The sequence below is a fragment of the Arthrobacter sp. FW306-1B-F12A genome, from assembly GCF_058781865.1.
The window spans coordinates 13,218-27,376 of sequence record NZ_JBYSXD010000019.1 but is presented as its reverse complement, the minus strand read 5'-3'; the positions used below and the strand labels follow the sequence as shown (position 1 = coordinate 27,376).

Below are 14,159 nucleotides of genomic sequence, written 5' to 3'. Positions count from 1 at the left end.
AAATGGCAGTAGGGTCGAAGGATCTCGCACCCGCACAGCTGGACGGTTTCGACAACGAGCGTCTCGTTGAAGAACTCCGCAAGTCCAAGGAAGAGCTGTTCAACCTGCGTTTCCAGTCCGCCACCGGACAGCTGGAGAACCACGGTCGTCTGCGCGCGGTAAAGAAGGACATCGCACGCATCTACACCGTTCTCCGTGAGCGCGAGCTGGGCATTCGTGCCGAGGTTGCCGCACCGGTTGTGGAAGCCAAGGAAGAAAAGAAGTCCAAGAAGGCAGAAGCCAAGGCTGAGAAGGCCGAAGCCGAGGCTGGAGAGGACGCCAAGTGAGCGAACAGAAGGAAACTGTGACGGAAGCAGCAGCCAGCGCTGAACAGCGCGGTTACCGTAAGACGCGTCGCGGCTACGTTGTCTCTGACAAGATGGAAAAGACCATCGTTGTTCAGGTTGAAGACCGCGTGAAGCACGCTCTGTACGGCAAGGTCATTCGCCGCACCTCGAAGATCAAGGCTCACGACGAGCAGAACACCGCCGGCATCGGCGACCTCGTTCTGATCTCTGAGACCCGCCCGCTGTCCGCTACAAAGCGGTGGCGCCTGGTCGAGATCCTCGAAAAGGCTAAGTAATCCCGCGCCGGGCTTTGTCCGGCAGCGATATGGATTGGTGGAAGGCCCGTATTCCGGAAGGAATGCGGGCCTTTCGGCGTTTCGGTCCTTAGTATAAAACGTGCTAGGATATTGAGTTTGTATGGCGCCAGTTGTGCGTCAACAACCACCTCGTAAACAATCGTGCCGCGGCATACTGCCCCGCGCAGTTATTTCCGCAAGGGAAGCTGATGCTGGCGGCACGGGAGTTTAGGCCTGCACTGGCAAAATCCAGGCAGGTCAAGAGACACCCCGATCAACCGTTCCGCAAGGCTCATTCCGTATGCTCCATTTCGGTCTGAGAACCGGCGCGACGCAAGGAGTAAAAATTGATTCAGCAGGAGTCGCGACTGAAGGTCGCCGACAACACGGGTGCTAAGGAAATCCTTACCATTCGCGTTCTCGGTGGATCCGGCCGTCGCTACGCAGGCATTGGCGACGTCATTGTCGCAACCGTCAAGGACGCTATCCCGGGCGGCAACGTAAAGAAGGGTGACGTCGTCAAGGCTGTCATCGTTCGTACCAAGAAGGAACGCCGCCGTGCGGATGGTTCCTACATCAAGTTTGACGAGAACGCAGCTGTGATTCTGAAGAACGACGGCGACCCCCGTGGTACCCGTATCTTCGGCCCGGTTGGTCGTGAACTGCGTGACAAGAAGTTCATGAAGATCGTTTCGCTGGCTCCGGAGGTGCTGTAACCCATGGGTGCAAAGATCAAGAAGGGTGACCTGGTTCAGGTCATCACCGGCGCCAAGCAGGAACGTGGCGGCGACCGTGGCAAGCAGGGCAAGGTTCTTCGCGTGTTCACCGAGACCAACCGCGTCCTGGTAGAAGGCATCAACCGAGTCACCAAGCACACCAAGGTCGGTCAGTCGCAGCGCGGCACCAAGACCGGTGGCATCGAGGTCGTTGAGGCCCCGATCCACGTCTCCAACGTTGCTCTTGTTGACCCCTCGACCAAGAAGCCGACCCGCGTTGGTTTCCGTCTCGAGACCGTTGAGAAGGACGGCGTCTCCAAGTCCGTCCGTGTCCGCGTGTCCAAGGCATCCGGGAAGGACATCTAATGACTGAGACTCTCGAGACTCCAGCGAAGATCGTTCCGCGTCTGAAGACGAAGTACGCCGATTCCATCAAGCAGACCCTGGTTGAGGAATTCAAGTACGAGAACGTGAACCAGGTTCCCCGCCTGGTGAAGGTTGTTGTGAACATGGGTGTTGGAGATGCCGCCAAGGACTCCAAGCTGATCGACGGCGCTGTCCGCGACCTCACCCTGATCACCGGCCAGAAGCCGCAGGTAACCAAGGCCCGCAAGTCGATCGCCCAGTTCAAGCTGCGCGAAGGCATGCCCATCGGTGCACACGCAACTCTGCGTGGGGACCGTATGTGGGAATTCGTGGACCGCCTCGTGACCCTCGCCCTGCCCCGTATCCGCGACTTCCGCGGCCTTAACGGCAAGCAGTTCGACGGCAACGGCAACTACACCTTCGGTCTGACCGAGCAGGTTATGTTCCACGAAATCGACCAGGACTCCATCGACCGCGTTCGCGGTATGGACATCACGGTTGTCACCACTGCAAAGACCGATGACGAAGGCCGTGCGCTGCTCAAGGCACTTGGCTTCCCGTTCAAATCCGAAGACTAATAACTACGTAGTAGGTCCGGCCGCGGCTGCTTTGCAGCCAACGCGGAAACCATTACGAGGAAGGGCAAGAGCCCACAATGACTATGACAGATCCTGTCGCAGACATGCTTACGCGTCTGCGCAACGCCAACTCGGCATACCACGACACCGTGAGCATGCCGTACAGCAAGCTCAAGGCACGCGTTGCCGACATCCTGAAGGCAGAAGGCTACATCGCTGCTTGGAAGGAAGAGGAAGCCGAAGTCGGCAAGAAGCTGACCATCGACCTCAAGTTCGGTCCGAACCGCGAGCGTTCGATTGCTGGTGTCCGCCGCATTTCCAAGCCTGGTCTCCGCGTTTACGCGAAGTCCACCAACCTGCCTCACGTGCTGGGTGGCCTGGGTATCGCAATCCTGTCCACCTCTTCCGGCCTCCTGACTGACAAGCAGGCCGGCAAGAAGGGCGTGGGCGGCGAAGTCCTCGCGTACGTCTGGTAACGGGAAAGGAAGAGAATAATGTCACGTATTGGACGTCTCCCCATCACCGTTCCTGCCGGCGTTGAAGTTAAGGTTGATGGCTCTGTCATCAACGTCAAGGGCACCAAAGGCGAGCTGAGCCACACTGTAGCCAGCCCGATCGAGGTCACCCTGGACGAAAGCACCTTGACTGTCACCCGCCCGAACGACGAGCGCGCTTCGCGTTCCCTGCACGGCCTGACCCGCACCCTGATCGCGAACATGATCGAGGGCGTCACCAAGGGCTACGAAAAGAAGCTTGAAATCGTTGGTACCGGTTACCGCGTTCAGGCCAAGGGTTCTGACCTTGAGTTCGCTCTCGGCTTCAGCCACCCGGTCAATGTCTCCGCTCCGGAAGGCATCACCTTCACGGTGGAGGGGCCGACCAAGCTCTCCGTCGCTGGTATCTCCAAGCAGCAGGTCGGCGAGGTTGCTGCCAACATTCGCAAGCTGCGCAAGCCCGACCCCTACAAGGGCAAGGGTGTCCGTTACGCCGGCGAAGTTATCCGCCGCAAGGTCGGAAAGGCTGGTAAGTAAACCATGGCCATCGCAATTAACAAGAAGCGTACGAACAAGAGCAAGTCTGCTGCACGCAGCCGTCGCCAGCTTCGTATCCGCAAGCGCATCACCGGCACGGCTGTTCGTCCTCGTCTGGTCGTCAACCGCTCCGCACGCCACATCTTCGTCCAGGTTGTCGATGACAGCAAGGGTGTAACCGTGGCTTACGCCTCCACTTTGGAAGCTGACCTTCGTGCATTCGACGGCGACAAGACTGCCAAGGCCAAGCGCGTCGGCGAGCTCGTTGCCGGGCGTGCCAAGGCTGCAGGCATCGAAGCTGTTGTCTTCGACCGCGGTGGTAACAAGTACCACGGCCGGATCGCCGCCGTCGCTGACGGCGCACGTGAAGGTGGGCTGGCACTGTGACCGTTGAGAATAACGAAAAGGACATTCAGGTGACTGAAGCTGCAGCTGCTGAGGCAACTGAGACTGCTGCTGCCACCGACGACCGCCGCGGCGGCCGTCGTGGCGAGCGTGGTGACCGTGGCCAGGGCCGCGGCGACCGTGGTGGCCGTGGTGGCCGCGACGGCGGTCGCGAGGCCGAGAAGAGCCAGTTCGTAGAGCGCGTTGTAACCATCAACCGTGTTGCCAAGGTCGTCAAGGGTGGTCGTCGCTTCAGCTTCACCGCCCTGGTCGTCGTCGGTGACGGCAACGGCCTGGTTGGCGTCGGCTACGGCAAGGCGAAGGAAGTTCCGGCAGCTATCGCGAAGGGCGTTGAAGAAGCTAAGAAGTCCTTCTTCCGCGTTCCCCGCGTTGGCAACACCATCCCGCACCGCGTGCAGGGTGAGGCCGCAGCAGGCGTTGTCATGCTGCGTCCGGCTTCCCCGGGTACCGGTGTTATCGCCGGTGGTCCGGTCCGCGCGGTACTGGAATGCGTCGGTATCCACGACGTTCTCTCCAAGTCGCTCGGTTCCTCGAACGCCATCAACATCGTTCACGCGACTGTTGACGCCCTGAAGCGACTGGAAGAGCCCGCTTCCGTGGCAGCCCGCCGTGGCCTGCCGCTGGACGAGGTTGCTCCTGCTGCTCTGGTGCGCGCACTCCAGAACCAGAAGGCAGGTGTCTAGTCATGGCTAAGAACCTGACTCCCTCCGACGCTCAGTTGGAGATCACCCAGATCAAGGGCGTCATCGGCGCCAAGCAGAACCAGCGTGAGACCCTGCGGTCCCTCGGCCTCAAGCGCATCGGACACACTGTTGTCCGTACCGCTGATGCCGTAACCGTTGGAATGCTCAACACGGTTCCGCACCTCGTGAATGTAGAGGAGGCGAAGTAATGGCCGAGAACAAAACCGCCGATAAGGCAGAGAACGTGGCTGCCGACAAGCAGAACACTCTGAAGGTCCACCACCTGCGTCCCGCCCCCGGTGCCAAGACTGCCAAGACCCGTGTTGGTCGTGGTGAAGGCTCCAAGGGTAAGACCGCAGGTCGCGGTACCAAGGGTACGAAGGCCCGCTACCAGGTCAAGGCTGGCTTTGCCGGCGGCCAGCTGCCGCTGCACATGCGCCTGCCGAAGCTTCGCGGCTTCAAGAACCCGTTCCGGGTTGAGTTCCAGGTTGTAAACCTGGACAAGCTCAACGAGCTGTTCCCGGAAGGTGGCGCTGTCACCGTCGAGTCCCTGGTTGAGAAGGGTGCCGTTCGCAAGAACCAGCCCGTCAAGGTGCTGGGCACCGGCGACATCACCGTCAAGGTTGACGTCACCGCCCACGCTTTCTCCTCCAGCGCAGCTGAGAAGATCGCAGCAGCAGGCGGAACCACCACTGCCCTCTAAGGGCTCTGGGCTATCGCTCGCTGTAAAAAGACTCCCGGTGCGGAGGGCTTCGGCCCCCTGCTCCGGGAGTTTTTTGATATGGCGCGCACCCCTCGATTGTTCGCATGGCGCATCAAACCGTTAGACTCGGGTGTTGGGTTTCAATGACCCCTTTCGACACCCTTGGACTTTTAACTCAGGAGGACGCTTGCTAAGCGCATTCGGCCGGGCATTTCGGACGCCTGATCTGCGACGCAAGTTGTTGTTCACGCTGGGAATCATCACAATCTTCCGCTTGGGAGCTTTTATCCCCTCGCCTGGTGTGAGCTACCAAAATGTTCAGCAATGTTTGTCAAGCAATCAGGACCAGGGCGGCCTCTACCAGCTCGTCAACCTGTTCAGCGGTGGTGCACTGCTGCAGGTTTCGATCTTTGCCCTGGGGATCATGCCGTACATCACGGCGAGCATCATCGTGCAGCTGCTCCGCGTGGTCATTCCGCGGTTCCAGCAGCTGTATGACGAAGGTGCCTCGGGCCAGTCGAAGCTGACGCAGTACACGCGTTATCTGACCATTGCGCTGGGCCTGCTGAACGCCACCACGCTGGTGTCCCTGGCACGCTCCGGACAGCTGCTGCCGAACTGCCAGCTGCCGATCATCCCGGACACGAGCATCATCGCCACGATCCTCGTGGTCATCACCTTGACGGCCGGCACAGGCCTCATCATGTGGATGGGCGAACTGGTTACCGAGAAGGGCGTGGGCAACGGCATGTCCCTGCTCATCTTCACCTCCATCGCTGCCGGCTTCCCGACCTCGCTCGGTGCCATCTGGAACTCCAAGGGACCGGGCACCTTCTTCACGGTGTTGGCGATCGGCCTCGTAACCGTCGCGCTCGTGGTCTTCGTGGAGCAGTCCCAGCGGCGCATTCCGGTCCAGTACGCCAAGCGTATGATCGGCCGGCGCACCGTGGGCGGCACCAGCACCTACATCCCCATCAAGGTGAACATGGCCGGCGTCGTGCCTGTCATCTTTGCCTCCTCGATGCTCTACCTGCCGGGGCTGATTGCACAGTTCAACCAGCCGAAGGCCGGAGAGTCCATCGCCCCGTGGGTTGAGTGGATCAACAACAACCTCACCAAGGGCGACCACCCCATCTACATGGCGCTGTATTTCGTCATGATTGTGTTCTTCACCTACTTCTACGTCGCGATCACCTTCAACCCTGAAGAGGTCTCGGACAACATGAAGAAGTACGGCGGGTTCATTCCGGGCATCCGGGCGGGTAAACCGACCGCGGACTACCTGCAGTACGTGCTTTCCAGGATCACCCTCCCCGGCGCCTTCTACTTGGGCTTCGTGGCGTTGATTCCGCTGGTCGCACTCGTCCTGATCAGCGCCAACCAGAACTTCCCGTTCGGTGGCACGTCGATTCTGATCATGGTGGGTGTGGGCCTGGAAACCGTCAAGCAGATTGATGCGCAGCTACAACAACGTCACTACGAAGGGCTTTTGCGATGACGAGAATGCTGATCATTGGACCCCCGGGTTCGGGCAAGGGAACCCAGGCTGAGCGGATTTCCGAGCGCTTGGGCGTAGTCGCCATCTCCACCGGCGACATCTTCCGTGCGAACGTCAAGGGCGAAACCCCGCTGGGTATCGAGGCAAAGAAGTACATGGACGCCGGCGATTTCGTTCCGGACAGCGTCACCAACAAGATGGTCCGCGACCGCCTGAGTGAGAGCGACGTCGAGAACGGCTTCCTGCTCGACGGCTACCCGCGCACCACCGCCCAGGTGGAATACCTGGACCGGATCCTCGCCGACACGGAAGAGAAGCTCGACGTCGTGCTTCAGCTGACGGCCGACGACGAGGAACTTGTTACTCGTTTGCTGGGCCGTGCCAAGGAGACCGGGCGCTCGGATGACAACGAAGGCGTCATCCGCCACCGCCTGGACCTCTACCACGAGCAGACCGAGGCCGTCGTGGCCAAGTATGCCGAACGGGGCATCCTGACCCAGGTCGATGGCATTGGCGGCATCGACGAGGTCACGGATCGCGTGCTGCTGGCCATCGAGGCAGCCAAGGCGGTCTAGCCGCCGCACGACTGTTGAAGAGGGTGTGTCCCGCGCCGGAGCTGACTGCTCCCGTGCGGGACACGCCCTTTTTGCTTCCCCGTTTGAGCGCCTGAAATCAGAACCAATTCACGGGCGTTTGTGGCTCCGGTTTCGGGCTGGGCCGCTGATGCGGGAAAATAGGAAGCCAGAGGGGGTCTGGATCTGCAGCCCACCACAAGCAGCACACGACAAGAGGAGACCATGGCGTTCGGCCAGCCCCGCATCGAATACAAGACCAATGAGCAAATGCGCAAAATGCACGAGGCCGGATTGGTCCTCAGCAGAGCGCTCGACGCAGCCGTTGAAGCTGCGAAACCGGGCGTGACCACGCGCGAGATCGACGCCGTTTTCGCCGCGGTCCTCATCGACGCTGGAGCGAAGTCGAACTTCCTCGGATACCACGGCTTCCCCGCCACCATCTGCACATCCGTCAACGAGGAAGTGGTTCACGGCATCCCAGGCGACCGGGTCCTGCAGGATGGGGACATCATTTCGATTGATGGCGGGGCGATCGTTGACGGTTGGCACTCCGACTCCGCACGCACTGTGATAGTCGGCGCGGCGGATCCTGAAGATCAGCGGCTCTCGGATGTCACCCAAGCCGCCATGTGGCGCGGAATCGCTGCTTTGGCCAAAGGCAAGTTCGTCGGCGATATCGGCAACGCCGTGGACGACTACGTCTCCTCCGTCCCGGGAAAGCCGCTGGGCATCCTGGAAGACTACGTAGGCCACGGCATCGGCTCCGAGATGCACATGGCCCCTGACGTGTTGAACTACCGCACCACCCATCGAGGCCCGAAAATCAGGCCGGGACTGTGCCTTGCGATTGAGCCCATGCTCGTCCGCGGCAGCATCGAAACAGCAACCCTCGACGACGACTGGACTGTGGTGACCACTGACGGCAAGCGCTCGTGCCAGTGGGAGCACTCGGTCGCCGTCCACGAAAAGGGCATCTGGGTGCTTTCCGCGCCCGACGGCGGCGCGGAGCAGCTGGCGCCGCTCGGCGTCGTGCCCGTTCCGATTCCCTGATCAGACGCGGCTGCCCAACTAGCTCGCATTAGATGTCGTTCTGACGCGTCAAAACGACATTAATTGCAAGCTAGTTGGGCAGCGGGCAGCACTCGGTGCGTAGAGCCTTAGCTCTTGAGCTTGGGCTTCACGTCCTTGGTGTAGATGCCATCGAGGGTTGTCTTGAGGTCCGTCATGGTGGCCTTCACGTCGCCCTGCTGGGTGAGGATCTTCGCAGCGGCCTTGGCCATTTCCTGATCGGCGCCGGGCAGGAATACGCGGGCGTTGTCCTGCAGCTTGGTCACGGCGAGCTGGTCCATGGCCGTCTTGATTTGCGGAGTCTTGGCGAGGACTGCAGTCATGTCCGCGGAAACGCGGGTGGGCATGTAGCCGGTGGCAGCGGAGAATGCCGCCGTGTTCTCCGGTTCGGTCATGAATTTCAGGAAAGTGGCAGCCGCGAGCTGGACTTCCTTGCTGACGCCGCTGGGAATCCCGAGTCCCGCGCCGCCGGTGGGGCAGACGTTGGTCTCGGCCTTGGGGCCGCCCGGCAGGAAGCCGACGCCGACGTTGAACTTGGCGGACTTCAGCACGCCCAGCAGGTCTCCGGTGGAGGAGATCGTGGTGGACGTGATGCCTGCGGAAAAGTCGTCCGCGGCGTTCTTGGAGGAGACGCCGGCCCACTTGTCCTTGTAGATGGAGTCCTGGGCCCACTGCAGGGCCGTGACGGACTCGGTGGAGTCGCAGTTGAAGGTCCAGCCGTTGGACCAGCTGCCGCCCCAGCCCCACAGGTTGTTCTGCAGGGTCCAGCCGGCGTATCCGGCAAGGGCCGGGTAGATGTAGGCGTACTTAGCGCCCGAGCTTGCCTGGAGCTTGGGGGCCCACTCGGCGAACTCCTGCCAGGTCTTGGGAGCCCGGTCCGGAAGGCCGGCGGCCTTGAAGTGGTCCTTGTTGTAGTAGAAGAGCGGGGTGGAGCGGCCGTAGGGGAGCGCCCACTGCTTGTTGGCGTACTGGTAGTCCGCGACGAGGGACTTCTGGAAGTCGTCAATCTTGACGTCCAGCTGCTTGATGAGTCCGTCCAACGGGATGATATTGCCGTTGGTGTAGTAGCGGAACCACCAGACGTCGGAGAGCACCACGAGGCCGGGGAGGGCCGACTTCGCTGCCTGCGAGGTCTGGAACTTCTGCGCGATTTCCTCGTAGTTGGCGCCCGCCGTCACGAGGTTCACCTTGATGTCCGGGAACTTCGCCTGGAACTTGTCGATGATGGATTGCTCGACGGCCTGGGACTGCCCGGGGTGGCTGGTCCAAAAGTCGAAGGAGCCGGCCGGCTTGACCCCCGTGAAGTCGATGTCCGAGGGGCTGCTGCTCGTTGCGCTGCCGCCCGTCGACGGACCGCCGCATGCTGCAAGGGCGGCGGCGCCGACTCCGAGTCCGGCGAGCCCCAGGAAGTTTCTACGATCAAGATTCATTGCCATGGTTGGTCCTCTCAAGGATGCAAAGGTGGTGATGGGGTTGTGTGGACGTGCTGTGCTGTTAGCCGGTGACGCTGCCCTGGGTGAGCCCGGCAACGATGTAGCGTTGCAACGCTGCGAAGACCAGGAGGATGGGAATGATCACCAGGACAGCTCCTGCCATCAAGATCCCCCAGCCTGCGCCGTTTCCCTCGGAGTTTTGAAGGAGAGTCAGGCCGACCGGGAGGGTCATGGTTTCCGGGCGGTCCGTGATGATCAGGGGCCAGATGTAGTCGTTCCATTCGCTGACGACGGTGACGAGGGCAACGGTGGCGATCGAGGGGAGCGAAACGGGGACAACCACTTGCCAGAGCCTGCGCCAATGGCCCGCACCGTCGATTTCCGCCGCTTCGAGGATGGACCCCGGAAGGGTCTTGAAATGCTGGCGAAGGAGGAAGGTTCCGAAGGCCGTGCCGAGTCCCGGGAGAATGATTCCCCACAGGGTGTTCTTCCCGCCGATCCCTGCGATCAGGATGTAGTTGGGGAGGATCGACACCTGCGGCGGCACCATCAGGGCCACGAGGATCACGACGAAGATGACGTTCTTGAACGGGAAACGGACAAAAACCAGGGCGTAGGCCGTCAGGATCGCCAGGATCACCTTGACCGTGGAGCCGACCGTGGTGACGATCAGGCTGTTCAGGAAGAACTGTGCGAACGGCACAGTGGTCATGGCCGTGTGGTAGTTCTCCAGGTTCAGGCCCTGCGGGAGTATCTTGAGATCCGTGGTGACGATCTCGCCGGGCTGCTTGAAGGAACTCAGCAGCATCCACAACAGCGGCAGGACTACCACGAGGGTGGCCACGATCAGCGGGATGTAGCCGCCTGCCAGCGTCTGGATGAGGTTCGCGCGGGAGAACGGCTTGTCGCGCTGCGCCGGCAGGTCCGGACCGCCGTCGGGAGCTTTAAGGGTCCCGACGCCGCTCGCGGGGTTGGGGCTGACGGGGGAGAGCGTGCTCATGAGTAGTGCACCTTCCGTTCGACGAACCGCAACTGGAGCACGGTGATGATGAGCAGGATGGCGAACAGCACCACTGAAATGGCGGCGGAGTAGCCGGCTCGGTTGTAGGCGCCAAAGGCCTGCAGATAGGCCTCGTAGATCAGGGTGCTGGTGCCGTTGCCCAGCGGCGTCATGATGCGGATCAGGTCGAAGGCCTGAAGTGAGCTGATCATCGTGGTGATGAGCAGGAAGAACGTGGTGGGCGAGAGCAGGGGAACGGAAATGCTCATGAAGCGGCGGAACCCGTTGGCTCCATCCAGGGAAGCGGCCTCCATGACGTCCTTCGGGAGCGATTGGAGCCCGGCGAGGTACACGACCGCGCAGTAGCCCAGGTTCTTCCAGACGTAGACAATGATGACCATCGCGAGGGAGAGTTGCGGATCGTTGATCCACTGGGGACTTTGCTGGCCGATGCCGCGGAGCAGCCAGGACAGCACGCCGTATCCGGGATCGAAGATGAACAGCCATACGAGGCCGACGCCCACTCCACTGAGGACGTAGGGGGCGAAGACGGCAGAGCGCGCAAATGTGGTGCCGCGGACCTTCGCGTTCAAGGCCAGGGCCACCAAGAGGCCCAGCACCATGGAGCCACCGACGGTGACCACGGTGAAGATGAGCGTGGTGCCGAGTACTTGCGGGGCGTCGGAGCTGGTGAAGAAGGTGACGTAGTTGTCGAGGCCCACGACGGTGGCCGAGGTGGAGCCCAGGGTCCAGTCAAGGGTCGAGTAATACATGTTGTTGATGAGGGGCAGATACGTGAACACCGCGATCAGCGCCAAGTTCGGCAATGCCAGTGCCAGGAATACGAAGAAGTCGCGTCGGGTTCGGCCGGACCAGCGTCCCCGGCGCTGAGGGGCCGGGACAGCCTGCGCGGTGGCCGCGGGGCTGCCAGTCAGTTGTGTTGTCATGGGGGTCTCTAACGGTTCGCAGATATCGGGGCGCGCCGGACTCGGACTGGTGGGTCAAGGGGGCGGCTAGTTTTTACCTCACCACACGCAAACACCTGTCAAGTCACAAAAGGGGGCGTTCGCGGGATTGTTGGACAAGCCTTCTGCGCTCGTTCACTCGATGTTTCGTGGCGGATGGGGCCGTGTTTACATTCGAGGCACGACTACCGTTTGTTCCCAGGCCGCCGAAGGTCCTGCGCGCTGCGCGGGTTCAGCGCAGGGGAAAGCTCGGCGGAAGGAGCTCGTGGATGGGGCGGCGGGCGTAATCCGAGTCGCTCAGCGAGGCAATGTACTGGTTCAGGAATGCCTGGGCACGTTCCCGGTAGTCGCTGGTGTCCACGGTGACGATTTCGCCCCGGTCCACAATGGTGCGGCCGGCCACCACTACCCGCGTGATGTCCCGTCCGTCCGAGTTCATGATGAGTGTGCGGATGGGGTCGGCGTACGGACCAATATGGCTGCTGCTCAGGTCCAGGACGAAGTAGTCGGCCTGCGCTCCAGGTGCCAGCCGGCCCAGATCGGAACGGCCGAGGGACTCGGCGGGGTCCAGGGTGGCCGAGCGGAACAGGTCTGCGGCCTGGGCGCTTGAGCGGTCCCCGGTGAGGGTCTTGGTCATCCCCATCGCCAGGTCCATGGCCCGGATCATGTTGGGCGGGGCTGAGTCGGTGCCCAGTACGATCCGCACCCCGCGGTCGCGGTAGGAGTCATAGTTGTCGAGCATCCCGCCGTAATGTGCCATGGGGATGGGGCATAGCAGGACCGACGTTCCGGACCCGGCGAGCAGCGCCAGATCGTCCCCGGTGCCTGCGGAGGCAGGCATGTGCGGGTGCCCGGGGATGGCCCAGGCGTGGGGGATGTAGGTGCGTTCCGCGAGGAAACCGAGATCGGCCAGGTAAGGGAGTGGACGCCGTCCCGTGCGGGCGATCATCGTCTCGACCTCGAAGAGCCCCTGGGCGGCGTGCAGGCGCACGGGGACCTTGAGCTCATCGGCGGCTTGCCGGGTGAGGCGGAGGGTCTGTTCGGTCTGCGTTTCGATCCGGGCCGGTAGCAATGCCGCCCGGATCAAACCATGGGCCCGCCCTTCGTAGTCCTGGGCGAAGCGAACGGCTTGGTCGAGGCCGTCGAGGCCGCGCCGTTCGTCCTCATGGAGCATCACCCGCTTGCCGTCCGTATAGGGGACTGCCGTACGGTAGCTCGGCCCCAGGTAGGCCCGGACGCCGAGGTCCTCCACGGCGGCGGCCGTGTCGGCAAGGTCCTCATAGTCCTCGCACCATTCGTGGTAGCTCTCGGACGCAATGGGCATGAGCGTGGTGATGCCGTTGCGGACCAATTGGGACAGGGCGAACTCGCGTCGGAACCGTGCCTGCTCGCGGGTGAACACGGCTCCGTGGTCCCCCAGGTAGGACTCGGACCAGACGAGGCCGAGCCGCCGGCCGGGATCCGGCCAGGAATCGAAAAGGGCGTGGTCGATATCTGCGAGGGCGTTCAAGTCAATGAATCCGGGGGACACGATTGCCTCCCCGGCGTCGATGTCAATGTCCACTTTCCCAGGGTAGTCCCGGCCCACGAAGACAATGGTTCCGTCCTCGTGGACCAGCTCCGCGTCGGGCAGGATGCAGTGGTCGCCGTCGGCATAGCCAATGATGAAGGCGGCCTTGATGCGCGTGATCACGGCTCTCCTTGATGGTGTTGTCGAGGTTCGGAGATCCTAGGACCCGGTGGAGCCGACGGGCTTGCCTTCCAAATCCGAAGCCTGGTTGTCCAGGATCGCTCCAGCCACCAGCATGGCGTCCTGTGTGGAGCGGTCGCGGATGGCGTCAAAAAGCTCGTCATGGCTATCGTGCTCGGCGTGGGCAGCACGGTTCAGGCCCTCGGGCGATGTCCACGAACCGTCGATGCTCTCCGCGAGGGAACCATAGATGCCAGCCAGGAGCTGGTTGTGCGCGGCGCCCACCACGGCCCGGTGGAAGTCGATGTCTGCCAGCCGGAATCCGTCCTCGTCGTGGGCTTCCGCGGCGGCGCGGCGTCGATCGAGCGCGTCCTGGAGCTTGTCCAAGTCCTCTTGGTCACGACGCTGTGCAGCGAGGGCGGCGGCAGGAATGTCAAGGCTGCGGCGGACTTCGATGGCTTCGAGCCGGTCCGCTCCCTGGAGGCCTTTGCGGAGGGCGACTTCTTGCTCGTCCACGGCGGCGACAAAGGTTCCGTCACCTTGCCGTGTCACGAGGAGTCCCGCGTGTACCAACGCGCGGAGGGCTTCCCGGAGGGGTGCCCGGCTGAGGCCCAAGGCCTTTCCGAGCTCCGGCTCTGGCGGAATACGGTCTCCGAGGCCCCATTCGCCCTCCCGGATCCGCAGGCGGATGTCATCGATCGCATCGTCGACGACGCTGCGCCGGCCATTCACCGTCATGGTGCCCTCCTTGCTAGGCAATTCGCCGATCCACTTCCGTCAACGAAGCGTCTCATATGGGGCTCGAAAAATCCACCCTTTCGTAAGA

The 14,159-nt window shown here is 62.1% G+C and carries 19 protein-coding genes; 14 read left to right on the top strand and 5 right to left on the bottom strand.

From position 1 onward, the window contains the following. Positions 1-2: 2 nt before the first annotated feature. The 14 genes from rpmC to map all read left to right on the top strand — a co-directional run bounded on the left by rpmC (position 3) and on the right by map (position 8,227). Positions 3-326, top strand: a complete 324-nt coding sequence (gene rpmC, locus AC3WJU_RS11245) for a 50S ribosomal protein L29 (RefSeq protein ID WP_059387364.1) — start codon at positions 3-5, stop codon at positions 324-326. Continuing rightward, the gene (gene rpsQ / locus AC3WJU_RS11240; RefSeq protein ID WP_059387365.1) at positions 323-622 is read left to right on the top strand and encodes a 30S ribosomal protein S17; all 300 of its coding nucleotides are present in this window, start codon (positions 323-325) and stop codon (positions 620-622) included. Before rpmC ends, rpsQ begins: the two co-directional genes overlap by 4 nt. A gap of 347 nt (positions 623-969) precedes the next feature. After that, positions 970-1,338, top strand: coding sequence for a 50S ribosomal protein L14 (gene rplN, locus AC3WJU_RS11235; RefSeq protein ID WP_003803789.1), 369 nt, complete (start codon positions 970-972; stop codon positions 1,336-1,338). Positions 1,339-1,341: 3 nt separating this feature from the next. Beyond that, positions 1,342-1,704, top strand: a complete 363-nt coding sequence (rplX, locus tag AC3WJU_RS11230; protein ID WP_059387366.1) for a 50S ribosomal protein L24 — start codon at positions 1,342-1,344, stop codon at positions 1,702-1,704. Then, positions 1,704-2,282 carry a 50S ribosomal protein L5 gene (gene rplE, locus AC3WJU_RS11225; protein WP_059387367.1) on the top strand — a complete coding sequence of 193 codons (579 nt, stop codon included), beginning with the start codon at positions 1,704-1,706 and terminating at the stop codon, positions 2,280-2,282. The genes rplX and rplE overlap by 1 nt, the downstream gene beginning before the upstream one ends. Positions 2,283-2,359: 77 nt before the next feature. After that, a complete protein-coding gene (gene rpsH, locus AC3WJU_RS11220; RefSeq protein WP_028265096.1) occupies positions 2,360-2,758 on the top strand; it encodes a 30S ribosomal protein S8 in 399 nt (132 codons plus the stop codon). A gap of 18 nt (positions 2,759-2,776) precedes the next feature. Further along, the gene (gene rplF / locus AC3WJU_RS11215) at positions 2,777-3,313 is read left to right on the top strand and encodes a 50S ribosomal protein L6 (protein ID WP_059387368.1); all 537 of its coding nucleotides are present in this window, start codon (positions 2,777-2,779) and stop codon (positions 3,311-3,313) included. A 3-nt stretch (positions 3,314-3,316) separates the two neighbouring features. After that, the gene (gene rplR / locus AC3WJU_RS11210) at positions 3,317-3,700 is read left to right on the top strand and encodes a 50S ribosomal protein L18 (protein WP_059387369.1); all 384 of its coding nucleotides are present in this window, start codon (positions 3,317-3,319) and stop codon (positions 3,698-3,700) included. A 29-nt stretch (positions 3,701-3,729) separates the two neighbouring features. After that, on the top strand, positions 3,730-4,401 hold the full coding sequence (gene rpsE, locus AC3WJU_RS11205; protein WP_171983517.1) for a 30S ribosomal protein S5: 672 nt from the start codon (positions 3,730-3,732) through the stop codon (positions 4,399-4,401). Positions 4,402-4,403: 2 nt separating this feature from the next. Further along, complete coding sequence (rpmD, locus tag AC3WJU_RS11200) at positions 4,404-4,610, top strand: 50S ribosomal protein L30 (RefSeq protein ID WP_059387371.1); 207 nt, start codon at positions 4,404-4,406, stop codon at positions 4,608-4,610. Further along, on the top strand, positions 4,610-5,104 hold the full coding sequence (rplO, locus tag AC3WJU_RS11195) for a 50S ribosomal protein L15 (RefSeq protein WP_284991834.1): 495 nt from the start codon (positions 4,610-4,612) through the stop codon (positions 5,102-5,104). The genes rpmD and rplO overlap by 1 nt, the downstream gene beginning before the upstream one ends. A 187-nt stretch (positions 5,105-5,291) precedes the next feature. Further along, positions 5,292-6,602: a preprotein translocase subunit SecY gene (gene secY / locus AC3WJU_RS11190; protein WP_059387373.1), complete on the top strand. Its 1,311-nt coding sequence runs from the start codon at positions 5,292-5,294 to the stop codon at positions 6,600-6,602. A 5-nt stretch (positions 6,603-6,607) separates the two neighbouring features. Next, positions 6,608-7,177, top strand: a complete 570-nt coding sequence (locus tag AC3WJU_RS11185; protein WP_306959321.1) for an adenylate kinase — start codon at positions 6,608-6,610, stop codon at positions 7,175-7,177. A gap of 222 nt (positions 7,178-7,399) precedes the next feature. After that, complete coding sequence (map, locus tag AC3WJU_RS11180; protein WP_307052493.1) at positions 7,400-8,227, top strand: type I methionyl aminopeptidase; 828 nt, start codon at positions 7,400-7,402, stop codon at positions 8,225-8,227. Positions 8,228-8,334: 107 nt separating this feature from the next. Here map and AC3WJU_RS11175 read toward each other — a convergent pair whose 3' ends face one another. From AC3WJU_RS11175 to AC3WJU_RS11155, 5 genes are all read right to left on the bottom strand, one after another. Next, positions 8,335-9,681: an ABC transporter substrate-binding protein gene (locus AC3WJU_RS11175; RefSeq protein WP_492259882.1), complete on the bottom strand. Its 1,347-nt coding sequence runs from the start codon at positions 9,679-9,681 to the stop codon at positions 8,335-8,337. A 58-nt stretch (positions 9,682-9,739) separates the two neighbouring features. Continuing rightward, positions 9,740-10,678 carry a carbohydrate ABC transporter permease gene (locus AC3WJU_RS11170; protein ID WP_307052495.1) on the bottom strand — a complete coding sequence of 313 codons (939 nt, stop codon included), beginning with the start codon at positions 10,676-10,678 and terminating at the stop codon, positions 9,740-9,742. Continuing rightward, entirely contained in the window at positions 10,675-11,625 is a 951-nt protein-coding gene (locus AC3WJU_RS11165; RefSeq protein WP_306958971.1) for a carbohydrate ABC transporter permease, read from the bottom strand. The genes AC3WJU_RS11170 and AC3WJU_RS11165 overlap by 4 nt, the downstream gene beginning before the upstream one ends. Before the next feature lie 250 nt (positions 11,626-11,875). Beyond that, positions 11,876-13,336 carry a chlorohydrolase family protein gene (locus AC3WJU_RS11160; RefSeq protein WP_332602046.1) on the bottom strand — a complete coding sequence of 487 codons (1,461 nt, stop codon included), beginning with the start codon at positions 13,334-13,336 and terminating at the stop codon, positions 11,876-11,878. A 36-nt stretch (positions 13,337-13,372) separates the two neighbouring features. After that, entirely contained in the window at positions 13,373-14,071 is a 699-nt protein-coding gene (locus tag AC3WJU_RS11155) for a FadR/GntR family transcriptional regulator (protein ID WP_306958969.1), read from the bottom strand. Positions 14,072-14,159: the final 88 nt, after the last annotated feature.